The organism is Solwaraspora sp. WMMA2059, from assembly GCF_027497315.1.
Taxonomy (GTDB): Bacteria; Actinomycetota; Actinomycetes; order Mycobacteriales; family Micromonosporaceae; genus Micromonospora_E.
In genome coordinates, this window is the sequence record NZ_CP114908.1 from 267,943 (window position 1) to 290,661 (window position 22,719).

Consider the following 22,719-nt stretch of genomic DNA (forward strand, 5'->3'; position numbering starts at 1 on the left):
ACCACCGAGCCGGCGAACGCCTGAGCCAGGAGACGATGGGCGATGACGTATCCGCAGAGCCGGCCACGCCGGCTGCGCCGCACCGCCGCCGTGCGGCGGCTGGTCGAGGAGACCCGGCTGTCCCCGGCCGAGCTGGTGCTGCCGATGTTCGTCAAGGAAGGGCTCACCGAGCCGCGACCGATCCCGTCACTGCCCGGAGTGGTCCAGCACAGCCGGGACTCGTTGCGCAGGGCCGCCGCCGAGGCGGTGGCGGCCGGGGTCGGCGGGGTCATGCTGTTCGGCGTGCCGCAGTGCCGGGACGCGACCGGTTCAGCCGGTGTCGACCCGGCCGGCGTGCTGAACGTCGCGATCCGGGACGTGGTCGCCGAGGTCGGTGACGCGACCGTGGTGATGAGCGACCTCTGCCTCGACGAGTTCACCTCGCACGGGCACTGTGGTCTGCTCGCCGCCGACGGGACGGTGGACAACGACGCGACGCTCGCCGCGTACGCACAGCTGGCTGTCGCGCAGGCCGAAGCGGGTGCGGACATGCTCGGACCGTCCGGGATGATGGACGGCCAGGTCGGGGTGGTGCGCCGGGCGTTGGACGCGGCCGGGCACACCGACACCGCGCTGCTCGCGTACGCGGCGAAGTACACCTCGGCGTTCTACGGGCCGTTCCGCGAGGCGGTGGAGTCGGCGCTGGTCGGTGACCGGCGGACCTACCAGCAGGATCCGGCGAATCTGCGGGAGTCGCTGCGCGAGGTCGAGCTGGACGTCGCCGAAGGCGCCGACCTGGTGATGGTCAAGCCGGCGCTGCCGTACCTGGACGTGATCGCGGCGGTCCGCCAGCGGGTGCACGTCCCGGTCGCCGCCTACCAGGTCTCCGGCGAGTACGCGATGGTCGAGGCGGCCGCCGCGAACGGCTGGATCGACCGGGACCGGGTGATCCTGGAAACGTTGACGTCGATCCGGCGGGCCGGCGCGCAGATCATCCTCACCTACTGGGCGACGGAGGTCGCGAACGCCCTCTGACCGGGGGTGTCGACGGCACCCGCCAGCCCGGGTCGATGGCGCATCCACCGACCCGGTCGTTCAGCTGCGCACGCCGAGCCGGTGCATCAGGGTGGCGATGTCGGCTCCGTAGTCCCACCAGTCCCGGTCGGGCTGGTAGCCGAGTTCCGCGTTGATCGCGATCAGATCCTCGTCGCCCTCGGCGTTCCAGGTCTGCACCTCGGCCAGCCGCGGCTCGACGGTACGCAGCTCCAGCAGCATCCGTGCCTTGATCGCCCGGTCGATGCCGTGTCCCAGGTGTGCCTGGGCGACGATGGTGTCGTACTGGTCGGCCCGGGTCGGGTGCTGCGCCGGCACCACCACCTCGGTCAGCCCGGCCACCGCGCCGCTGGCCAGGTGCCGGGCCAGCACGATGTACGGCGTCATGCCGCGGCGACGTAGGCAGTCGAGGCTGTCCCGGAGCCGGTCCGGGTCGTAGGAGCTGGGCCGCAGGTCCAGGTCGCCGTCCTCCGGCACGCTCTGCTCGGCCTTGGTCCGGGCGTACGCATCGACCAGGCCCTCCGGCGGCCCGCCCGGGTGAAACTCGATCTGGTACCCGGGGACCGGGTCCTGTGCCGTCTTCTCGATCGCGGTCCAGTCGACCGCCGGCAGTCGGAGCACGCTGCGGATCTCCCGGAACTGGCGGGCGAACCCCAGTGACTCGTAGAAGTCGACGGCGCAGGTGCCCCCGATGACCTCGACACCGACCGAGCTGAACCCCTCGTGGTAGGCGCGGCGTACGGCGAGCGCCAGCAGTTCCCGGCCCAGGCCGTTGCGCCGGGCGTCGGGCCGGACCAGGACCTCTAGCACTCCGATGTCGCCGAGGAGCAGCACGTTGACGTGCCCGTTGACCGGCCCCGGCCGGCCGTCGTCGGTGGCCTCCTCGGCCAGCCAGCAGATTCGTCGGACCCCGGGCATGGTTTCGGTCAGGTACTCCCGGAGGAAGTCTGGCCGCCAGTACGGATCACCTGGCAGGTCAGCCTCGAATACCCGGTTGAGACAGTCCAGCAGAGATGAGATCTCGGCGGACGACGCGGTTCGGGGGTCCCACTCGCGCACCATCACGCGTCTAGCTTGCCGCCAAGTCGCCGGTTGCGAAAGTGGCCGGGCGGGAAATTGTGGCTATCTGATTGCACTAAGTACGGCTACGGGCACCGTAGTCGTTGGCGGTGTCGAAGACCGCCTGGGCGTACGGCTGCACGTTGTTGTACGACAGGATCGCGCTCCACCAATCAGAAGGTGTGGACAGATCGCGCCCGTTCCGACACAAGTAGTTAGCGGCAGCGAGGCTGGCGTCATCGATATCCTGCGGATCGATGACACCGTCGTTGTCCGCGTCCACCGCGAACTCCGCCCAGGTGGTCGGGATGAACTGCATCGGGCCGACCGCCCGGTCGTACACCGGGTCGTTGTCCAACTCGCCGTTGTCGGTGTCGGTGATCCGCTGACGTCCGCCGGCACCGTCCAACGGCAGCCCGGTGATCGGCGGTACGGCGCGGCCGTCGGCGTCCAACCGTGATCCGTTCGCCCGGCCGTGAGTCGACTCGATCATGCCGATCGCGGCCAGCGTGGTCCACGACAGCCGGCAGTCCGGCGTGGTGGTGGCCAGCACCAACTCGGCGTAGCCGTACGCCTCCATCGCCACCACCGGTATGTCGACCCGGCTGGCCGTGCGGGTCGCCCAGGCGGCGAGGACCGTGGCCGGCCGGGTCGGGGCACCCGGGTTCAGCCCGCCGTCGAGCGGGGGATCCGCCGGTGGCTCGAGCAGGTCGGGGTCCGTGGTCTCAGGCAACTGCGGTACGGCGGTGGTGCCGAGCGCCGTGGGCGAGGGGGCCGGAGGCCGGTCGCCGGCGGCCGCTGGGACCAGCACGGCACCGGCGGTGCCGCTGCCGGCGACCAGCGCCAGCAGGAGCAGACCGGGCAGGGCCAACCGGCCGGCCGGCTGGCGACTCCAGGCGCCGGCCGCCCGGGCCGCTCGGCGCAGGCCGCGCCGGACCGGTCGCAGCCGTGCCGGGTGCAGCCAGCCGATCCGGGTGCCGAACGGCGCGTCCTCCCGGCGGTGTCGGCCGACCACGGCCAGCGTGGTGGCCGGTGCCGGTGCCGGTGCCGGTACGGGTGCCGGTACGGGTGGGTCGGTCGCCGGCCGCGCCTGCTCGTCTGCGGAAGCACCGATCGGCCGGGTGCCGCCGGATTTGCTGTCGGCGTGTCTGCTGTCGGCGGGTTTGCTGTCGCCGGGGTCGCTGTCGGCGGTCCGCCGGGTGTCGTCGCCGCCACCTGCGCCGGACCCGGTGTCGCTGCGTGGTCGGAGTTCGCTGGTCGGTCCGGTGTCGCTGCCTGGTCCGGTGTCGCCGGTCGACGCGGTGCCGGTCGACCGGATGGTGTCCGGGTCCGGGGCGCTTTCCTGCCGCGGCGGCCGGGCAGGCGCCGGCACCGCCGGACGCAACCGGTGCGGTGCTGGCGTACCCGATCCGTCCTCGACCATGTCGTCGAGTATCACCCATCCGGCCGGGAGCGTCAGTTCCCGCCGTACCCTATCCACATGCCCCGGTACGAGTTCCGCTGTCGCGCGTGCGGCGACACCTTCGAGGTCAACCGTCCGATGACCCAGGCAGGCGATCCGGCGTCCTGCCCGCAGGGACATCCCGACACGGTCAAGCTGCTGTCCACCGTCGCGATCACCGGCCGTGGCGCCGGGGCCTCCGGTGGGCTGCCGGCAATGCCGCCAGCCCAGGCCGGCGGAGGTGGCGGCTGCTGCGGGGGCGGGTGCGGATGCTAGTTGACCCACGGCGCTGACCGGTTCGCGATGAGCTGGGTTGCCTGACTGCGGCAGCATGAACGCGACTTCCCAGCGGGGCGGAGGTTCCACGGGTGTCGGCACCGATCGCACTGCCGAGCGGACTGGTCACCTTCATGTTCACCGACATCGAAGGATCGACGAGGCTGGCCCGACTACTCGGCCGCGACTACCGCCCGGTGCTCAGCGAACACCGACGGTTGGTCCGGCGTACCTTGTCGGCCAGCGACGGCACCGAGTTGTTCACCGAAGGGGATTCGTTCTTCGTGGCGTTCGCGGACGCGTCCGCCGCACTGGACGCCTGCCTGCGCGCGCAGCGGGCGCTGGCCGCGCACGAGTGGCCGACCCCGGATGTCGCACCCCGGGTACGAATGGGGCTGCACACCGGGCAGGCCGAGCCGGTCGGGGGCGAGTACGCCAGTCCAGAGGTACACCGTGCGGCGCGCATCGCGGCGGCGGCGCACGGTGGCCAGGTCCTCTGTTCCGCTGCGACCGCCCAGGCCGCCGACCCGTTGCCGGTCGGCGTCTCGCTGCTCGATCTCGGCCTGCACCGGCTGCGCGGGTTCGACGACCGGGAGCGGCTGTTCCAGCTGATCGCCGCCGGGCTGGAGCGGCAGTTCCCCAGACCGCGTACGGCCGACTCGGCCAGCCACAACCTGCCCAATCAGGTCAGTTCCTTCGTCGGTCGCCGGACCGAACGCCACGAGCTGCGCCAGCTGGTCGCCGAACACCGGCTGGTCACCGTGGTGGGTGCCGGCGGCGCCGGCAAGACCCGGCTGGCAATCGAGGTCGCGGCCGACGCCAGCGGCGGTGCCGCCGCCGAATCACCGGCTGCGGACCCGGCTCCGGCCGGCCATCCGGACGGGGTGTGGTTCGTCGACGTCGCGACGGTCACCGATCCCGGGCTGGTCGCGTTTGCTGTCGCCGCGGTGTTCGGCCTGCGGCCGGAGCCGGGCCGGCCGATCCTGGACACCGTCGTCGAGTACGCGGCCGCCCGCCGGCTGCTGCTGGTGCTCGACACCTGTGACGCTCAGCCGGCGGCGTGTGCCGAGGTGATCGCCCGGCTGCTCGGCGGTGGCCGGCAGGTCCGGGTGCTGACGACCAGCCGGGAGCCGTTGGGGGTGCCCGGCGAGGTGGTGTGGCGGATTCCGCCGATGTCGGCCGAACCAGGGCCGGCCGGTGGCCCCAGCGATGCCGTGGCGCTGTTGCTGGACCGCACGGCGGCGGCCCGTGGCGGGCACCCGCCGGGTCCGACCGAGTCCGCCCAGCTGCACCGGGTGGCGGCCCGGCTGGACGGGTTGCCGCTGGCGATCGAGCTCGCCGCCGCCCGGTTGCGGGTGCTCTCCGTCGGGCAGCTCGTGGACCGCCTCGACGATGTCCTGGGGGTGCTGGACGCGGGGCAGGAGGAGCCGGTCGACGCGCAGCGCTCCGCCGGACGGCGGCACGGCACGCTACAGGCGACGGTCACCTGGTCCTACCGGACGCTGGCCCCCCGGGCGGCCCGGCTGCTGCGCTGGATGTCGGTCTTCGCCGGACCGATCGATCTGGCCACCGTGGAGTGGCTGCTCGACGACGATCCGCTGGGGCCGTTGGCGGTGCTGGTCGACAAATCGATGATCCAGGCCGAGCCGGCCGCCGGCGGCACCAGCTACCGGATGCTCGACCCGATCCGGGCATACGCGGCACGGCGGCTGGTCGAAGCGGGCGAGGAGCAGGTTGCCCGGGACCGGCACGTGGCCTGGGCGCTGCACGCGTTGCAGCGTGCCTACCTCGGTCCGGACGGCAAGCCGGTCACCCTTTCGCTGTACACCCTCGACCCGCTGGCCGACGAGCTGCGGGCCGCGCTGCGGTGGAGCACCACCGGTGGCAGCGCCCGGCGCGGCCTGCAGCTCGCCAGCGGGCTCGACCAGTGGTGGCGCGAACGCGGCCTGGCCAGGGAAGGCAGGCTGTGGCTGTTCCGGCTGTACGGGCGGATCGCCGAGACCGGCGAGGCGATTCCCGAGGCGGAGCTGGCCGCCGCGTACCACATGCATTCGCAGCACGCGGGCGCGGACGGCGAGTTCGGCGAGGAGATGCGGTTCTCGCACCGGGCGGAGGCCGCCGCCCGGCAGGCCGGCGACGCGGGTCTGCTGGCCCGGGTGCTGGCCGGTCGGGGTGCCTCGCTCATCGATCTCGGACAGTTCGTCGAGGCCGAGCAGGTGTGCCGGCGGGTGATCGACTGGGCGGCGGCGAACGGCGCGGTCGGCGACGCGCTGTTCGCCGTGTACAGCCTGGCCGAGCTGCTCTGCCGGCGGGGGGCGTTGGACGAGGCCGCCGAGGTGCTGGCCACCGCCCGGCCGGCGGAGGCCGCCCGGCCGGCGGAACGCGGCCGGCGGACCGTGGACATGCTGCTCGGGCTGGTGGCGTTGGGCCGCCGGGACCTGGTCGCCGCGCACGACCACCTGGTGGTGGCGCTGCGGTCCCGAATGCGGTACGGGTTCCACCGGCGGGCCTGCGACACGCTGAACGCGATGGCGGTCCGGTGCGCGCTGGGCGGTGACCCGTCGACCGCTGCCCGCCTGTTCGGTGCCGCTCAGGCGACCCGCTCGGCGCTGCGCAGCACGGCCGGCATGTTCGGCGGCTACTGGGCGCAGGAGCAGGCCAAGGTACGGTCGGCGATCGGCGACAGCGCGTTCGATGCCGGGTACGCGCAGGGTAGCCGGATGAGTCTGGTCGAGGCGGCGGCGTTGGCGCTCGCGGTGGAGCATCCGGATCTGACGACCGGCGCCCGGTGGTTCGCCGACGAATCCGCCGACGCGGTCGGTGACGGTGGCCCGCTCGGCGGCCGTGGTGACCGGCGGCCGGCACGGCCGTGGTGACCGGCGGCTCGTGCCGCAGCTGTGCTGACCAGCGGCCGGCCCGGACCCGGGGGAGAGGGAGGGCCGGCCGGTGCGGTGCCGGTCAGTCGGTCCCGGCCAGCCGCGGCCCGGCGGCCTGCAGCTGCCGGGCCCGCTCCAGGTCGGCGGCGTTCACGACCGGCACGCCGAAGATGCGCACCGCCTGGTAGTACGTCCAGGCGAGGCTCAGGCAGGCCGGCCGGACGAAGCTGCTGTAGCGGGCACACGCCCGCTTGAGGTCTTCGTAGAAGGCGCTGTCCACCCGTGCCTTGTTGGCGGAGAACTGGCCGATCGCCTTGTAGTTGCGGTAGCCGAAGTCGTGCCGGTGGCAGGAGAGCCGGAAGTCGAACCCGAGCGGGTTGTCCGGGCTGGACGAGCAGTAGTCGGTCGACCAGTCGAACTGGTACGCGGCCCAGGCGCCCTGGTTGAGCCGGGCCGAGTTCCAGACGCTGTAGCTGCTCGCGCTGGTCTGGGTCCAGTTGGACAGCACCGTGGGCTTGTCGGCGGGCACGGCGGCGGCGGGGCCGGCCGTGCCGAGGGCGGCGGTGAGGCCGAGCAGGGCGGCGGTGAGCAGGGTGGTCAGGCGTCGGGACATAGCGATACCTCCGGTGGACGGTCCGTCGGGTGGCGTCGGCATGCTTGTTACCGGTGGGTCACAAGCGTGTCCACAGTCTCACGGCATCAGCTGGAGTCGATCTGTAGTCAGCCTGATCGTTTGTCGACCGGTGTGTAAACAGACGAGTCGGCCGGACCGGTCACATCGCCCGGCCGTTGCGGCCCTCCAGCCTGCCCGGCCCTGATCCCCGGTCACCCGGACGGTCCGATCAGCCGGCGTCGGCGGCGTCGGCCCGGGGTGCACCGGGCAACGCGGCGACCCGGACCAGGGCGACCATTCGGCCGAGGCCGCCACCATCCGTTCCGAGGGAACGTCCGATGATCCACACCCACCGATTGTCGTAGTAGGCCGACAGATCGGGTCGCATCTGCTCCACCTGAAGTATGAGATTGTGTCCGCCGTACCGCCAGTCGTTCTTGCCGAGTCGCAATACCGTCCCCGGGGTGATCGCGGGAATGGCGGTGGGTCGTGGCGGGTTCACAGGCTGCTCCGGAACTGGCGGATGGATGGGCTCGCCGGGTGAGCATCAACAACACTGCGTCCCGATGCAATGTCTCTAAGCAAGATTTGAGGCGGCGGGATACGACTGCTTCCGCCCCGGACGCACCTGGCACAAGGTGTTGTCCAGGCGATCAAGATCAGGCGGCACGGAACAGCTATGTTGTGGGCGTGTACGGGGATATGAAGGCGGAGGCGGGCCGGCGGTGATTCACTTTCCCGCCGTACGGCAAGGGCCGTTGCGGGCACTGAGCCTGCGGCTGTCGGCGGCGGTCGGCCTGGTGCTCGGCGTGGTGGCCGTGGTGTATGCCGACCGCGACGGCTACCGGGACGCCAACGGTGACGGAGTCTCGCTGCTCGACAGCTTCTACTACGCGGTGGTCAGCCTCTCCACCACCGGGTACGGCGACATCGCCCCGGTCACCGAGACGGCGCGGCTGGTCAACGTCCTGATCATCACGCCCGCCCGGGTGGTCTTCCTGATCATCCTGGTCGGCACCACCCTGGAGGTGCTCACCGAGCAGTACCGGACGAACCTTCGACTGACCCGGTGGAGAAAGAACGTGAAGGATCACGTCATCATCTGCGGCTACGGCACCAAGGGCCGCAGCGCCGTCTCCGCGCTGCTGGAGAACGGCTTCGACAAGCAGCACATCGTCGTCGTGGAGAGCAGCGGGATCGCCCTGCGGCAGGCGACCTCCGCCGGGCTGGTGGCCATCGAAGGATCGGCCACCCGCTCGTCGGTGCTCAACGAGGCGCACGTCAAGCATGCCAAGGCGGTGATCATCGCGACCGACAGCGACGACGCCTCAGTCCTGGTCACGCTGACCGTCCGGCAGTTGACCGCCGGGAAGGTACGGATCATCGCCGCCGCCCGGGAAGCGGAGAACGCGCCGCTGCTACGGCAGAGCGGCGCGCACCATGTCATCGTCTCGTCCGCCACCGCGGGCCGGCTGCTCGGCCTGTCCACGTCGGCACCGCCGCTGATCGACGTGGTCGAGGATCTGCTCACCCCGGGACAGGGGATGGCGCTGGCGATGCGTTCGGCGAACCGCGACGAGGTGGGCACCTCACCTCGGCAACTGGCCAACCTGGTGATCGCGCTGATCCGGCGCGGCCGGGTGGTGTCGCTCGCCGACCCGGACAGCGTCAAGATCGAGACAGGTGACCTGCTGGTCTACGTGCGGGACGACCGCACCTCGGCCAGCACGCCGTCGATCGGCTGACATCCGAGCCGACCGGCACCGATCAGTTGATCGACCAGGTGTCGCCGCTGCGCAGCAGCCCGGCCAACTGCTCCTCCGGGGTGCCCTCGGCCGCCGCCCGGGCCTGCTCGACCTGGGTCTGGATCAAGCTGTCGTAGCTGGGCCGGGACACGCTGCGGAACACCCCGATTGGCGTGTTGCGCAGATCGGCGGCGGGCAGCCGGGACAGCGCGAACGCATAGGCGGGCTCGGCGATCGTGGCGTCGTGTACCACGATCTGCTCGGCCGGCACCGACGCGGTCTCGCGGACCTCCAACCCGAAACCGCCAGGCGGGTGGACCACGCAGAACTGCCCGTCGGCCCCGAACGTGATCGGCTGGCCGTGCTCCAGCCGGATCAGGTAGTCGTCCCGGGTCGCCGGCTCCTTCAACTGCTCGAACGCGCCGTCGTTGAAGATGTTGCAGTTCTGGTAGATCTCCACGAACGCCGAACCCTGGTGCTCGGCGGCGGCGCGCAGCACCGACTGCAGATGCTTACGGTCGGAGTCGATGGTCCGGGCGACGAAGGTCGCCTCGGCGCCGAGGGCCAGCGACAGCGGGTTGAACGGTGAGTCCGCCGAGCCGACCGGCGTCGACTTGGTGATCTTGCCCAGCTCGGAGGTCGGCGAGTACTGCCCCTTGGTCAGCCCGTAGATCCGGTTGTTGAACAGCAGGATCTTGAGGTTGACGTTGCGGCGCAGCGCGTGGATCAGGTGGTTGCCGCCGATCGACAGCGCGTCACCGTCCCCGGTCACCACCCAGACCGACAGGTCCGGGCGGGACACCGACAGACCGGTGGCGATCGCCGGCGCCCGGCCGTGGATGGAGTGCATGCCGTACGTGTTCATGTAGTACGGGAAGCGCGACGAGCAGCCGATGCCGGAGACGAAGACGATCCGCTCCCGGGGCATGTTCAGTTCCGGCATGAACGACTGCACGGCGGCGAGGATCGCGTAGTCACCGCAGCCGGGGCACCAGCGCACCTCCTGGTCGGACTTGAAGTCCTTGGCGGTGAGCTTGACCGCCACCGGCGTACCGCCGGGGCGTCCGTTGCGGGCGGGCTCAGACATTCTTCACGACCTCTTCCAGCATGGTCTCCAGCTCCGTGGCGGTGAACGGCAGGCCACGGACCTGGTTGTAACCGATCGCGTCGACCAGGTAACGGGCCCGGATCACGTGGGCCAGTTGACCGAGGTTCATCTCCGGGATCACCACCCGGTCGTAGTTGCGCAGCACCTCGCCGAGGTTGGCCGGCAGCGGTGCCAGGTGCCGCAGATGGGCCTGGGCGACCGACAGGCCACGCTGGCGCAGCGCCCGGCAGGCGGCGCCGATCGGTCCGTACGTCGACCCCCAGCCGAGCACCAGCGTCCGGGCGTCGCCGTTCGGATCCTCCACCTCGACGTCCGGCACCGGGATCGCGTCGATCCGGGCCTGCCTGGTCCGCACCATGAAGTCGTGGTTCGCCGGGTCGTAGGAGATGTCGCCGGTGCGGTCGGCCTTCTCCAGACCGCCGATGCGGTGCTCCAGGCCGGGGGTGCCGGGGATCGCCCACGGCCGGGCCAGCGTCTGCGGGTCGCGCAGGTACGGCAGGAAGGTCTTGCCGTCGTCGTCGTTGGCCTCGGTGGCGAACTCGACCTGCAGGTCGGGCAGGGAGTCGACCTCGGGCAGCAGCCACGGCTCGGAACCGTTGGCCACGTAGTTGTCGGACAGCAGCAGCACCGGGGTGCGGTAGGTGAGCGCGATCCGGGCCGCCTCGATGGCGGCGTGGAAGCAGTCCGACGGCGAGCGCGGCGCGATCACCGCGACCGGTGCCTCGCCGTGCCGGCCGAACAGCGCCATGTTCAGGTCGGCCTGCTCGGTCTTGGTCGGCATGCCGGTGGACGGCCCGGCCCGCTGCACGTCGACGATCACCAGCGGCAGTTCCAACGCGACGGCGAGCGAGATGGTCTCGCCCTTGAGCGCCACGCCGGGCCCGGAGGTGGTGGTGATGCCGAGGGCGCCGCCGTACGCCGCGCCGAGCGCCGCACCGACCGCGGCGATCTCGTCCTCGGCCTGCATGGTGACCACACCGAACCGCTTGTGCTTGCTCAACTCGTGCAGGATGTCCGAGGCCGGCGTGATCGGGTAGGCGCCGAGGAAGACCGGCAGCTTGGCCCGGACCCCGGCGGCCACCAGCCCGAGCGACAGCGCCGCGTTGCCGGTGATGTTGCGGTACGTGCCCGGGCGCATCCGGGCCGGGTTGACCTCGTAACGTACCGAGAAATCCTCGGTGGTCTCGCCGAAGTTCCAGCCGGCCTTGAACGCGGCGATGTTCGCCGCCACCAGGTCCGGGCGCTTGGCGAACTTGCGCTCCAGGAACCGGATGGTGGACTCGTAGGGCCGGGAGTACATCCAGGAGAGCAGACCCAGCGCGAACATGTTCTTCGCCCGCTCGGCGTCCTTCTTCGAAACGGACAGCTCGGCGAGCGCGCCGATGGTCATCGAGGTCAGCGCCACCGGGTGTACGGCGTACCCGTCGAGCGAGCCGTCGTCCAGTGGGCTGGTGGCGTACCCGACCTTCGCCAGGTTGCGGCGGGTGAACTCGTCGGTGTTGACGATGATGTCCGCGCCGCGCGGCAGGTCACCGAGGTTCGCCTTCAGCGCCGCCGGGTTCATGGCGACCAAGACGTTGGGCGAGTCGCCGGGGGTGAGGATGTCGTAGTCGGCGAAGTGCACCTGGAAGCTGGACACCCCGGGCAGGGTGCCGGCGGGAGCCCGGATCTCGGCCGGGAAGTTCGGCAACGTGGAGATGTCGTTGCCGAGCTGCGCGGTCTCCGAGGTGAACCGGTCGCCGGTCAGCTGCATGCCGTCACCGGAGTCGCCAGCGAAACGGATGACCACCCGATCCAGTTGACGGACCTGCTTGGTCACGTGAGCTGACCTCCTCGTTTCCTGCCGGCGGCGTGGATCGCCGGCCGTGCTGGGGCGGTTGCCGGCGGTCCTGCGGCTGTTGCCGGCCGTGGCGCTACCGTTGCCCGGCGCCACGATGGGTGTCCCGGTAAGGGCGTCCTAACCATGGTGACACTCTCAGCAGAGCCTACGTCGGATCGGGTCGGATACCCGGCTCGGGTCCGCCCGGTGGGACTGGAATCACCCGACGGTCACGGGGTGGCGACGTCGGTCTCCACCGCTCGGCCCACGCCGACCCGACGACCGGACGGTAGGCTGCCGGACATGCAGGGCTACCTCGGCTCGTACGCGACGTTGGGGCTGTTGCTGCTGGTCGGCGTCGCCTTCTTCACAGTCGGCTACGGCGCCAACCGGCTGCTACGGCCGGGGCGCCCGGCCGACCCGGTCGGTAAACGGGCCAGCTACGAGTGCGGCCTCGACCCGGTGGGCGGCGACTGGGCCCAGGCGCAGATCCGCTACTACGTGTACGCGTTCCTGTACGTGCTCTTCGCGGTGGAGGCGGTCTTCCTCTTCCCCTGGGCGGTGATCTTCGACCGGCCCGGGTTCGGCCTGGTCACCGTCGCCGAGATGGGCCTCTTCGTGACCGTCCTGGCGCTGGGCATCCTCTACGCCTGGCGCAAGAACGTGCTCCGCTGGACCTGACCTCCGCTGGACCTGACCACGGGTCGACCCGTACCCGCTCAGGCCAACGCCCGGCGGGACACCGCCGGCGGTCGGTCGCCCCGGATCGACGCCACCATGTCCAGCGCCCGCCGGGTCGCCGCGACCTGGTGCGCCCGGAACACCCGGGCACCCAACCAGGCGGAGACCGCCGTCGCCGCCAGGGTGCCCTCCAGCCGCTGGTCGACCGGCAGATCCAGGGTTTCCCCGATGAAATCCTTGTTGGAGAGGGCGACCAGGACCGGCCAGCCGGTGTCGACCAGTTCGGTGAGCCGCCGGGTGACCTCCAGCGAGTGCCGGGTGTTCTTGCCGAAATCGTGCGCCGGGTCGATCAGGATGCCGTCCGGCCGTACCCCGAGACCGACCGCGCGCTCGGCGAGGCCGGTCACGGTACCCACCACGTCGGCCACCACGTCGTCGAACGCGGCCCGGTGCGGTCGGGTTCGCGGCGCGGTTCCACCGGTGTGCGAGCAGATCAATCCTGCCCCGGTCGCCGCCGCGACCTCGGCGAGCCGGGGGTCCGCGCCGGCCCAGGTGTCGTTGAGCAGGTCGGCGCCGGCCACGACCGCCTCCCTGGCCACCTCGGCCCGCCAGGTGTCGATCGAGATGACCAGGTCCGGGAAGGCGGCCCGGACCGCCGCGATCGTGCCGACCGTACGGTCGATCTCCTCGGCCACGTCGACGGCGGTCCCGGGTCCGGCCTTCACCCCGCCGATGTCGACGATGTCCGCGCCGGCGTCGACCGCGGCGGCGACCGCGTGCAGGGCGGCGTCCGCCGCGAAGGTCGCGCCCCGGTCGAAGAACGAATCGGGCGTACGGTTGACGATCGCCATCACCGCGAGGTCCCCGGGTGCCAGGGACCGTCGGCCGAGCCGAAGCGTACGCCCCATCCGTGCCTCCGTTCCCGTCCCGCCTGCCAGGAGGCTATCCGGCTGCGGTACGCCAACTGCCGGCGGTCGCCGGGGCGGGAGAGCCCGCCGCGGGCCGGCGACTCGCCGCCGGGGGTCGCCCTCGCCGCGCCGGCATGTCACGATTCGGTCATGGATCAGTTTCTCCTCGTTCTGGTCGCCGCGTTGACCGTCGCCGCGGTCGTCTTCGGGGTCACCGTGCTCGTCACCGGCAACGACCCTGGGCTGGTCCCGGTCGAGCCGGACGGGCGGGCGGTCCCGCTGCCCGGCACCCGGCCGCTGCTGGAGCACGACGTCAGCCAGGTGCGGTTCGACACCGCGCTGCGCGGGTACCGGATGGCGCAGGTCGACCAGGCGCTGCGCCGGGCGGCGTACGACATCGGGTACAAGGACGAGTTGATCGAGGTGCTGCAGGCCGAGGTGGCCGCGCTGCGGGAAGGGCGGACCGAGGACGCCGACCAGTTGCGGCGGGCCCGGGACGCGGCCCTCGTGCCGGCCGTCGACCTGGCGGGGACCCCGGTGGCCGGCGCGTCGGCCGACCCTACCGAGTCGGCCGACCTCATCGCCGGCCCGACGGAGCCGGCCGGGGCCCTGGAATCAGCCAGCGCCGACCGGATCGAGTCCGTGCCCGCCGACGAGCCGCAGTCCGCGTCCGCCGACCGGTCGGAGTCCGCCCCGTCGCCCACGGCCGACGCAGCCGCCGGGCCGGGGAGCCGCCCGGCCGACGCAGCCGCCGGGCCGGAGATCCGCCCGGCCGACGGTGCTGCCAGGTGAGCGGTCCGAACGAGGCTGCCGCCGGCACCCCCGGCGCCGGCGAGGTGACCGCGACGGTCATCATCCGGGCCCCGGCCGAACGAGTCTTTGCCGCCTTTACCGCCTGGGAGCGGCAGTCCGAGTGGATCCCCTTCACCGATGTGAAGGTCGTCTCGGGCGACGGCGGCGAGGGCAGCCTGATCGCGGCAGTCACCGCGGTCGGTCCGGTGGCGTTGCGCGACGAGATGCGGGTCGTCCGGGTCGACGCTCCGTACGAGGTCCGGGTGGTGCACTGCGGCACCTTGCTGCGCGGCCCGGGAGTGCTGCGCTGCACTCAGATGGACCACGACCGCACCCAGGTCGTCTGGCACGAGTGGTTCCACCTGCCCGGTGGCGTCGCCGGCCGGGTGGCCTGGCCGTTGCTCTGGCCCGGTTCCAAGGTGAGTCTGACCCAGGCGTTGAAGAAGTTCGGCCGGCTGGTCGAGACCGGGGCGCTGCCGTGACCGGGCTGAGCGTCGGGGCGGACGGCCTGGCCCGGTGCGGCTGGGGCGCCGGTTCCGCCGACTACCGCCGGTACCACGACCAGGAGTGGGGCCGCCCGGTCCACGACGACGACGCACTGTACGAACGGCTGACCCTGGAAGCCTTCCAGTCCGGTTTGTCCTGGCTGACGATCCTTCGCAAGCGGGAGGCGTTCCGGGCCGCCTTCGACGGTTTCCGGATCGAGAAGGTTGCCGGGTACGGCCCGGCCGACGTCGAGCGGCTGCTCGCCGACGCCGGCATCGTCCGCAACCGGGCCAAGATCGAGGCCGCCGTGTCGAACGCGCGGGCCGTGCTCGACCTGCCCACCGGCCTGTCCGAGCTGCTCTGGCGACACGCCCCGCCGCCCCGGTCCGCCCGGCTCGCCTCGATGGACCAGGTGCCGGCAGTCACCGCCGAGTCGACCGCGTTGGCCCGGGAGCTCAAACGGCACGGCCTCCGGTTCGTCGGACCCACCACCGCGTACGCGTTGATGCAGGCGACGGGGATGGTCGACGACCATGTCGCCGGCTGCCACGTGCCGCCGCCGACCCGGCCCGGCGGTCCGGTCGTGGTCCGGTGATCCGCCGCCCCGCGTCGTGATGAGATAGGAGCATGCGCGAGATCAGTCAGCTCGACGATCAGCCCGCGACGCCCGGCCCGGCCCGGTCCGGCACCGGCGCCTGGGCGGTGGTCATCCCGGCCCAGCGCTACGAGGCGGAGCGGCTGTTCCACCACGACACGCTGGAATTGACCGGCCTCGACGGTGACCCCCGGCCGCCGTACGGTGCGCCGGTGCTGGTCGTCTCCGACGGTGACCCCCGGTTCGTCGTCGCGCTCGGCCGGATCGGCGGAGCCGGCGGCGGCGCCGAGGGCGGGGAGACCCGGGCGGCCGAGCCCGAACCGCTGGTGGTGCACTACACCTGCCGGGCCTTCGACGAGCCGGTGCCAGCGGCCGCCCTGCGGCTGACCGGGGCGGTGACCCCGGTGGACGTGGCCACCTACCGGTCATTGGCCGGCCGGCTCGCCCCGGCCGGTGACCGTCGCGCCTGGCTGGTCAGCGTCGACCTGCCGATCGAGGCACCGACGGCGGCGGAGGCGGTCCGGCTGTTCTGGTCGTACGTGCGCGAGCTCGGGCCCCGCGAACTGCCGGCCTTCGTCTACCCGAGCGGCAACGAGCTTGCCATGCAGGCGTTCGTGCTCGGTGCCGAGGCCAACCAGGACCCCGAGGAGGACGACTGACGGCTGCGGCCCGGTCAGCGGGCACGCGGCTCCTGGTCAGGCCGTGCCGGCTTCAGCGCCCGTCGAACACCGGCCGCTGCTTGGCGACGAACGCCGCCGTCGCCTGCCGGTGATCGGTGGTTGCACCACAGATCGACTGGGCCTGCGTCTCCGCGGCCAGCGCGTCGGCCAGCGAACCTGAGGCGCCGATGGACAGCGCCCGCTTGATCGCCCCGTACGCGACGGTCGGCCCGGCCGCCAACCGCTCGGCGAGTTCGTAGGCGACCGGCAGAATCTGCTCATCGTCGTCGACCAGCTGGTTGAGCAGCCCGATCCGGTGTGCCTCGGCGGCTGGCACCGGCTGTGCCAGCAGTAGCAGTTCGGACGCCTTCGGGTAGCCGACCAGCCGGGGCAACGCCCACGAGGCGCCGGTGTCCATCGCCAGCCCGACGTTGGCGAACGCCATCAGGAAGCTGGTCCGTGGCCCACCGATCCGCAGATCGGCCAGCATTGCCAGCGAAGCGCCGGCACCGGCCGCCGCGCCGCGGACCGCGGCGACCACCGGCTTGGACAGCCCGGCCAGCCGCGTGGCGATCGGGTTGTAGTGCTCCCGGACGGTGTCCAGCGGCTCAGCCGTCCCGGACTCCAGCGTCTCGACGTGTTCGCGCAGGTCCTGACCCACGCAGAAGGCCCGCCCGGCGCCGGCCAGCACCACCGCCCGGCAGCCGGGGTCGGTCTCCACCTCGGCCAGCGCGTCGCGCAGCGCCTCCTTGAGCTCGACGTTCAGCGAGTTGAGCGAGTCAGGCCGGTTCAGGGTCAACGTGACGACCGCCCCCCGACGGTCGACGATCAGTGCCTCGGTCACCTCGGACGCCCCTTTCGTTAGGCTGGCTGGAGTTTGCGTCGGTACGGCTCAGCGCGGGCCGCCGTCGCGCTGGCCGAGCTCCAGGCACCTGTCGACGTACCGGTCGGCGGCCGGGCGCAGCCGGGTGGCGTGCCGGTCGAAGAAGGTCGCCGCGCTCGTCCCAGGCCAGCGTTCCGGCAGCAGCGCCGGAGGGAGTTGCGGATCTCGGAACAGGAACCCACGCCAGGCGTGGACCAGCTGGAACCGGGCGGCGTACGCCTCCTCGTCGTCGCTGCGTACGGTCACCTTTGCCAATTTCGGTCGCTGCCCGGCGACGAACCGCTCGTAGGCCTGTCCGATCTCGGCCAGGTCCCAGGCGCGGCGGACCAGCGCGGCGGCCCCGGTGGTGCCGGCGGCGTGCGCGGCGGTGAACCGCTCGAACCGTACGCCGGCCTCGGCCAGCATGCCGTCGACCTCGCCGGCGGCCCGGGTCGCCACCCAGGTGTGCTCGTCCAGCATCCCGTAGCCGAGGTAGCTCAGGTTGGCGCACAGCCGTTGCCGGCCCCGCCGACCGCCGGGTGGGTCGAGTACCAGCAGGTCGAACTTGCCGTCCCAGCTGATTCTGCCGGTGCGGTAGATCCGGGCGGCCGCCTCGTCCAGCCGCCGGGCGGCTTTCGGGGTCAGCAGATAGCCCGGGCCGGCGGCCAGCCGAAGCGGTTGCAGCCATCCCTGCCGGACCATCCGGGAGACGGCGGTGCGTACGGCGGGCGGCGCGATCCCGAGCGGGGCCAGCAGCTTGACCAGGGCAGCAACGGGCGCGCGACCACCTCGTGGCCGAAGATGGTCACCGAACAGGTCGAAGAGCGCCGACCGTGCCTGCATGACCGCACATTGTGACAGCCCACTTCAAGATAAGCTAGACGCTGTCACAGCATTGTGGCCTCGGTTTGGGTCCGGCGGTGTTCATCAGGGAAAATCGTTGGTCGGCACCGTGGCAGTGGGATGCGGTGAGACTTACGAGGTGGCTGGGGTGCTCCCCAGCGGCCCTGGGGCAAGTCTGAGGGGAGACAACATGGCGGCGATGAAGCCGCGGACGGGCGACGGTCCGCTGGAGGTCACCAAGGAGGGCCGGGGCATCGTCATGCGGGTTCCGCTGGAGGGTGGGGGTCGACTCGTCGTCGAGATGACACCGGACGAGGCCAACGCGCTCGGTGATGCGCTGAAGGCCGCCGCAGGCTGATCGAGCCGGACCCGGGGCCGACGCTGGCCCACGGGTCGACATAGCGACGGTTGACGAGTCCGCCGATCCGGCCCCCGCCGGGTCGGCGGACTCGGTACGCCGTGGGCAGCACCCAATCCTGTACCTGGAGGTAACCCCGGCGTGTTCGCCATCCGTCTGCTGGCGGAGACCACCGCCGCCGGCACCATCGTCCTGCCCGTCGAGCCGGACCCCGGGCCGGCCGGCGCGCGGCTCGGACCACTGCCCGACCAGTTGGCGCTCGACGGCGACCGCGCGGAGTTCACCGCGTCGGCCGCCGCGATGCTGACCCGCACCGGGCACGACGGCAGCGCCGGCGAGATTCACGTGCTGCACCGGCCCCAGCACTCGCCGTACCAGGTGATCCTGGTCGGGGTCGGCCCGGCCGACGAGGCCGGCTGGCGGACGGCGGGCGCGGCCGTCGGCGGGCTGCTGCGCCGGGCCGTCGACGCCGAGCCGGTCGGAGGTCCGTGCCTGGTCGCCGTGCCACCGCAGGCGGGCCCGGCGGCGGTCCGCGGGTTCGCCGAAGGCTGCTGGCTGGCCGGATACCGGTTCACCGCGCCGGGCGAGTCCCGCCCGGTCGTACCGGGCGAGTCCCGCCCGGCCGCAGACACCGACCAGACACACGACGGTCTGCCGGTGGTGCTGCTCGCCCATCCGCCCACCGAGGCGGCCGAACAAGCGTTGCGGTACGCCCGGGCGACCGCCGCCGCCACCTACCTGGCCCGGAACCTGACCAACATGCCGTCCTCGGTCAAGAACCCGGCCTGGTTCGCCGATCAGGTCGTCGCCGCGGCGGCCGACCGACCCGGGCTGACCGTCTCGGTACGCGGCCCGGCGGAGCTGGCCGCCGAGGGGTTCGGCGCGCTACTGGCGGTCGGCGGCGGTTCGGCGGCCGGTCCCCGCCTGGTGGAGATCGACTGGTCCCCGCCGCACGCCGGGCGGCACGTGGTGCTCGCCGGCAAAGGCATCACGTTCGACACCGGCGGGATTTCGATCAAGCCGGTGGACGGGATGAAGCTGATGCGCAAGGACATGGGCGGGGCCGCCGCGGTGGTCGCCACCGCCGTCGCGGCCGCCGACCTGGAGCTGCCGGTACGGCTCACCGTGCTGGTTCCGCTCGCCGAGAACATGCTCAGCGGCGCCGCGTTCCGCCCGGGTGACGTGGTGCGGCACTACGGCGGGCGGACCAGCGAGACCACCAACTCCGACGCCGAGGGCCGGTTGGTGCTGGCCGACGCGATCAGCTACGCGGTCAGCAGGTTCACCCCGGACTATCTGGTCGACCTGGCCACCCTCACCGGGGCGAACGCGATCGCCCTGGGCCGGCGTACCGCCGCGCTGTACAGCGAGGACGACGACCTGGCCGGAGCGCTGCTCGACGCCTCGGCGGCGGCCGGGGAGGGCGCGTGGCGGATGCCGCTGCACGCCGACTACGTCGAGTACCTGGGCAGCGAGATCGCCGACCTGTTCAGCGCCCCGGACCGGGGGGCCGGCTCGGTGGTGGCCGCGCTCTACCTGCGCGAGTTCACCGGGCCGTTGCGCGACCGTTGGGCACACTACGACATGTCCGCCCCGGCCTGGTCCGACGACGACCACGCCGAGCTGACCCGGGGCGCAACCGGCTGGGGGGTCCGGACGTTGGTGCGCTGGCTGACCGCGCTCGACCCGGCGGCATGACCGCCGGTCGCAGGTCAGCGCCGTACCGCCGCCAGCAGCCCGTCGCCGGCCGGCAGCAGCGCCGGCACCCACTCCTCGGCTTCCCGGATCGACTTGACCAGTTCACGGATGGCGACCGTGTCGGGGTCGCGCGCCGCCGGGTCGCCGATTCGGCCACCGGCCAGCGCCCCGTGTACCGCCAGGATGCCGCCGGGGCGCAGCAGCCGCAGCGCCGCGTCGACGATCGCGCCGAACTCGGCGCTGTCGCCGTCGACGAAGATCATGTCGTACACCGAGTCGGCCAGCCGGGGGAGCACATCGAGCGCCCGGCCGGTGATGATCCGGGTCCGCGACGTCGGGTAGCCGGCCTCGACAAAGATCCGCCGAGCCATCCGCTGGTGCTCGTTCTCCACGTCGATCGTGGTCAGCACCCCGTCAGGGCGCATCCCGCGCAGCAGCCAGACGCCACTCACCCCGGTCCCGGTGCCGATCTCGACGACGGCGCGCGCGTTACCGGCAGCGGCGAGCAGCCGCAGCGTCGCGCCAGCGTCCGGCGAGACCGGGCGCAGCCCGACCTCCTCGGCCAGGCTACGGGCGGTACGCAGCACCAGGTCCTCGGCGGCGTACCCGGTGACGAACTGGAGGGCCTGGGGCGCCGTCCAGGCAGGGGGTCGGGTGACCGGGTGGATGGCGCACCTCCAGCGAAGGGTCGGGCGGCGGTTGCCGGTACGAGCCTAGAGCGCCGCTGGTCGACCGGCTGGGCGGGCACCGGGGCAGACCGCTGTTCGGTGACCGCTGAATGTTCTTCGATTATCCGTGCAATCCTGGACGCGGAGCGATGTCACCGATCCGACCGGTGCCGTCGCGCTGGGGGATGGACTGGGAGGCAACCGTGACCGACGGCGGAAACTGGCGCCAGGCCGACGGGATCGCACCGCCGGGGCACCAGCCGCCGGTCGGCGGGTGGGCCGGGCCGTACGGCCCCGCACCGGCTCCGCCGTACCCGCCGGTGGCCGGTCCGCCGCCTTACCCACCGTCGTACGGTGCGTCGGTTCCGGTGCACCGACCGTCGGCCGGTGCGCTGTCGTACGGCCCGTCGGCGCAGCATTCGCCGTGGTGGTCGGACGCGCTGCGGGATCCCTGGCGTGATCCGTACGCACCGGCCGCGGTGGTGGTTGACGTCCCGCCGGGCGCCGCCGGCACCGGCGAGGGTCCGGAGCCGGTCGTCGAACCAGCGCCGGCGGTACGCCGTGGGTTCACGCCGTACGTGGTGGTGTCGGTGATCGCCGCGCTGCTCGCCGGAAGCCTCGGCGGTGCCCTCGGGTTTGCCTTCGCGGTGCGCGGCGGCGTCGCCGGAGCCGGCACCGTGCTCGGCGGCTCGCCGGCCGATCCGCCCGGGGCGGTGCAGCGTCCGGCCGACTCGCTGGCCGGGGTGGCCCAGCGGGTCCTGCCGAGCGTGGTGACCGTGCAGGTGAGCGGGCCGTCCGGGCAGAGCGTCGGCTCCGGCTTCGTCGCCACCGCCGACGGCTACGTGATCACCAACGACCACGTGGTCGGGGTGGGAGCGGAGGAGGCGACGGTGCTGTTCAACGACGGCTCCACCGCGCGAGCGTCGATCGTCGGTCAGGAGCCGGAGTCGGACGTGGCGGTGATCAAGGTCGACCGGACCGGGCTGACGCCGGTCGAGTTCGGCGACTCCGAGGCGATCGCGGTCGGCGATCCGGTGCTGGCCTTCGGCTCGCCGCTCGCCCTGACCAACACGGTCACCTCGGGGATCGTCAGCGCCCTCGACCGCACCATCCAGGCCGGCGAGCCCGGCGGCCAGGTGCGCTACTACGCGGCGATCCAGACCGACGCGGCGGTGAACCAGGGCAACTCGGGCGGTCCGCTGGTCGACGCCGCCGGCCGGGTGATCGGCGTCAACTCGGTGATCAAGTCGCTGGCCGCCGACGAGGAGACGGCCGGCAACATCGGTCTCGCCTTCGCCATCCCGATCAACCACGCGAAGCGGATCACCCAGGAGATCATCGACACCGGTACGGCCCGACGGACGATCTTCGGCGCCCAGGTCACCGATGCCGCCCGTACCCCCGGTGCCGGTGTCCGGCTCAGTGAGGTGGTCGACGGCGGGCCGGCGGAGGCAGCCGGCCTGCAAGCCGGGGACGTGGTGCTGCGGATCGACGGTCGGCCCCTGGACCAGGCGACCGACCTGATCGCGTTGGTGCGCAAGTACGCTCCCGGGTCGGTCGTGACGGTCGACTACCGTCGGGGCAGCGAGGCCCGGTCGGCCTCGGTGACCTTGGCCGCCGACGCCAAGTAACACCCGGTCGGCCCTCCCGGACCGGCTGGTGACGTGCGTACCCTTGCCTTCGACGGCGGCACAGGGAGGCCCGGAGCATGTTCGACAACCTGAACTGGTGGGAGATCGGTCTGCTCCTGCTGCTCGCTTTGCTGATCTTCGGTGACCGGTTGCCGCAGGTCATCTCCGACGGCCTGCGGATGCTGCGCAACCTGCGCAACATGGCCCGCAACGCCACCTCGGACCTCGGCCGCGAACTGGGCACCGACATCCAGCTCGAGGACCTGCACCCCAAGGCGTTCATCCGCAAGCACCTGCTCAGCGAGGAGGACGAGGCCGCGCTGCGCAAGCCGTTACAGGGTGTCTACGACGACCTGCGTTCCGACGTCAGCGGGGTCCGCGACGAGCTGCGTGAGGTCGCCGACGCGGCCGATCTGAAGTCCGCCGTCAAGCCGACGACGGTGACCGGTGGCGCCCGCAGGTCGGCTGCCACGACCGGCTCACCTGCCACGACCAGCCCGGCGGCCGATACCAGCCTGGCCGCCGGGACCAGTCCGGCCGCCGTCTCGGCCAAGCCGTTGGACGTCGAC

The 22,719-nt window shown here is 72.2% G+C and carries 22 protein-coding genes and 1 pseudogene; 13 read left to right on the forward strand and 10 right to left on the reverse strand.

Annotated features, from left to right (window positions below):
* The first annotated feature begins 42 nt into the window (after positions 1-42).
* On the forward strand, positions 43-1,014 hold the full coding sequence (hemB, locus tag O7553_RS01195) for a porphobilinogen synthase (protein WP_281553068.1): 972 nt from the start codon (positions 43-45) through the stop codon (positions 1,012-1,014).
* A gap of 60 nt (positions 1,015-1,074) precedes the next feature.
* Here the strand turns inward: hemB and O7553_RS01200 are convergent, their stop codons facing one another.
* Positions 1,075-2,094, reverse strand: a complete 1,020-nt coding sequence (locus tag O7553_RS01200) for a GNAT family N-acetyltransferase (protein WP_281555406.1) — start codon at positions 2,092-2,094, stop codon at positions 1,075-1,077.
* A gap of 73 nt (positions 2,095-2,167) precedes the next feature.
* A complete protein-coding gene (locus O7553_RS01205; protein ID WP_281553069.1) occupies positions 2,168-3,514 on the reverse strand; it encodes a lytic murein transglycosylase in 1,347 nt (448 codons plus the stop codon).
* Positions 3,515-3,571: 57 nt separating this feature from the next.
* On the opposite strand from O7553_RS01205, the gene O7553_RS01210 reads away from it, so the two are divergent.
* A complete protein-coding gene (locus O7553_RS01210; RefSeq protein WP_281553070.1) occupies positions 3,572-3,808 on the forward strand; it encodes a zinc ribbon domain-containing protein in 237 nt (78 codons plus the stop codon).
* Positions 3,809-3,900: 92 nt separating this feature from the next.
* On the forward strand, positions 3,901-6,684 hold the full coding sequence (locus tag O7553_RS01215) for an adenylate/guanylate cyclase domain-containing protein (RefSeq protein WP_281553071.1): 2,784 nt from the start codon (positions 3,901-3,903) through the stop codon (positions 6,682-6,684).
* Between the two features lie 82 nt (positions 6,685-6,766).
* Here the strand turns inward: O7553_RS01215 and O7553_RS01220 are convergent, their stop codons facing one another.
* Entirely contained in the window at positions 6,767-7,297 is a 531-nt protein-coding gene (locus tag O7553_RS01220; protein WP_281553072.1) for a phospholipase, read from the reverse strand.
* A 229-nt stretch (positions 7,298-7,526) separates the two neighbouring features.
* Entirely contained in the window at positions 7,527-7,799 is a 273-nt protein-coding gene (locus tag O7553_RS01225) for a hypothetical protein (RefSeq protein ID WP_281553073.1), read from the reverse strand.
* A gap of 223 nt (positions 7,800-8,022) precedes the next feature.
* Here O7553_RS01225 and O7553_RS01230 point away from each other — a divergent pair, with 223 nt between their 5' ends.
* A complete protein-coding gene (locus tag O7553_RS01230) occupies positions 8,023-9,042 on the forward strand; it encodes a potassium channel family protein (RefSeq protein WP_281553074.1) in 1,020 nt (339 codons plus the stop codon).
* A gap of 22 nt (positions 9,043-9,064) precedes the next feature.
* Here the strand turns inward: O7553_RS01230 and O7553_RS01235 are convergent, their stop codons facing one another.
* Positions 9,065-10,129, reverse strand: coding sequence for a 2-oxoacid:ferredoxin oxidoreductase subunit beta (locus O7553_RS01235; RefSeq protein WP_278171615.1), 1,065 nt, complete (start codon positions 10,127-10,129; stop codon positions 9,065-9,067).
* Positions 10,122-11,969 (reverse strand): 2-oxoacid:acceptor oxidoreductase subunit alpha, encoded by a 1,848-nt coding sequence (locus O7553_RS01240; protein ID WP_281553075.1) that lies wholly within the window; start codon positions 11,967-11,969, stop codon positions 10,122-10,124. Before O7553_RS01240 ends, O7553_RS01235 begins: the two co-directional genes overlap by 8 nt.
* 303 nt (positions 11,970-12,272) lie before the next feature.
* Here O7553_RS01240 and O7553_RS01245 point away from each other — a divergent pair, with 303 nt between their 5' ends.
* Positions 12,273-12,650: an NADH-quinone oxidoreductase subunit A gene (locus tag O7553_RS01245; RefSeq protein WP_281555407.1), complete on the forward strand. Its 378-nt coding sequence runs from the start codon at positions 12,273-12,275 to the stop codon at positions 12,648-12,650.
* Positions 12,651-12,688: 38 nt separating this feature from the next.
* On the opposite strand, the gene folP is transcribed toward O7553_RS01245, so the two are convergent.
* A complete protein-coding gene (gene folP / locus O7553_RS01250; RefSeq protein ID WP_281553076.1) occupies positions 12,689-13,558 on the reverse strand; it encodes a dihydropteroate synthase in 870 nt (289 codons plus the stop codon).
* A gap of 150 nt (positions 13,559-13,708) precedes the next feature.
* On the opposite strand from folP, the gene O7553_RS01255 reads away from it, so the two are divergent.
* Genes O7553_RS01255 through O7553_RS01270 form a run of 4 tightly spaced genes read left to right on the forward strand, consistent with a single transcriptional unit; the run spans position 13,709 to position 16,090 of the window.
* The gene (locus tag O7553_RS01255; protein WP_281553077.1) at positions 13,709-14,350 is read left to right on the forward strand and encodes a DivIVA domain-containing protein; all 642 of its coding nucleotides are present in this window, start codon (positions 13,709-13,711) and stop codon (positions 14,348-14,350) included.
* A complete protein-coding gene (locus O7553_RS01260; RefSeq protein ID WP_281553078.1) occupies positions 14,347-14,832 on the forward strand; it encodes an SRPBCC family protein in 486 nt (161 codons plus the stop codon). Before O7553_RS01255 ends, O7553_RS01260 begins: the two co-directional genes overlap by 4 nt.
* Positions 14,829-15,431: a DNA-3-methyladenine glycosylase I gene (locus tag O7553_RS01265; protein ID WP_281553079.1), complete on the forward strand. Its 603-nt coding sequence runs from the start codon at positions 14,829-14,831 to the stop codon at positions 15,429-15,431. Before O7553_RS01260 ends, O7553_RS01265 begins: the two co-directional genes overlap by 4 nt.
* Before the next feature lie 32 nt (positions 15,432-15,463).
* Positions 15,464-16,090, forward strand: a complete 627-nt coding sequence (locus O7553_RS01270) for a hypothetical protein (RefSeq protein ID WP_281553080.1) — start codon at positions 15,464-15,466, stop codon at positions 16,088-16,090.
* A gap of 52 nt (positions 16,091-16,142) precedes the next feature.
* Here O7553_RS01270 and O7553_RS01275 read toward each other — a convergent pair whose 3' ends face one another.
* On the reverse strand, positions 16,143-16,934 hold the full coding sequence (locus tag O7553_RS01275; protein ID WP_281553081.1) for an enoyl-CoA hydratase-related protein: 792 nt from the start codon (positions 16,932-16,934) through the stop codon (positions 16,143-16,145).
* A gap of 48 nt (positions 16,935-16,982) precedes the next feature.
* Positions 16,983-17,795 (reverse strand): PaaX family transcriptional regulator C-terminal domain-containing protein, encoded by an 813-nt coding sequence (locus O7553_RS01280; RefSeq protein WP_281553082.1) that lies wholly within the window; start codon positions 17,793-17,795, stop codon positions 16,983-16,985.
* A gap of 190 nt (positions 17,796-17,985) precedes the next feature.
* On the opposite strand from O7553_RS01280, the gene O7553_RS01285 reads away from it, so the two are divergent.
* Together O7553_RS01285 and O7553_RS01290 are read left to right on the forward strand one after the other, a co-directional pair.
* Complete coding sequence (locus O7553_RS01285) at positions 17,986-18,153, forward strand: DUF3117 domain-containing protein (RefSeq protein WP_007455245.1); 168 nt, start codon at positions 17,986-17,988, stop codon at positions 18,151-18,153.
* A gap of 150 nt (positions 18,154-18,303) precedes the next feature.
* Positions 18,304-19,851, forward strand: a complete 1,548-nt coding sequence (locus tag O7553_RS01290) for a leucyl aminopeptidase family protein (protein ID WP_281555408.1) — start codon at positions 18,304-18,306, stop codon at positions 19,849-19,851.
* A gap of 14 nt (positions 19,852-19,865) precedes the next feature.
* On the opposite strand, the gene O7553_RS01295 is transcribed toward O7553_RS01290, so the two are convergent.
* A complete protein-coding gene (locus tag O7553_RS01295) occupies positions 19,866-20,438 on the reverse strand; it encodes an O-methyltransferase (protein WP_281553083.1) in 573 nt (190 codons plus the stop codon).
* Between the two features lie 230 nt (positions 20,439-20,668).
* Between O7553_RS01295 and O7553_RS01300 the strand changes: the two genes are divergently transcribed.
* Both O7553_RS01300 and O7553_RS01305 read left to right on the forward strand, forming a co-directional pair.
* A complete protein-coding gene (locus O7553_RS01300) occupies positions 20,669-22,150 on the forward strand; it encodes a trypsin-like peptidase domain-containing protein (RefSeq protein WP_281553084.1) in 1,482 nt (493 codons plus the stop codon).
* Positions 22,151-22,227: 77 nt separating this feature from the next.
* Positions 22,228-22,566 (forward strand): annotated as a pseudogene (locus O7553_RS01305) (preprotein translocase subunit TatB); the annotation flags it as partial.
* Between the last annotated feature and the right edge of the window lie 153 nt (positions 22,567-22,719).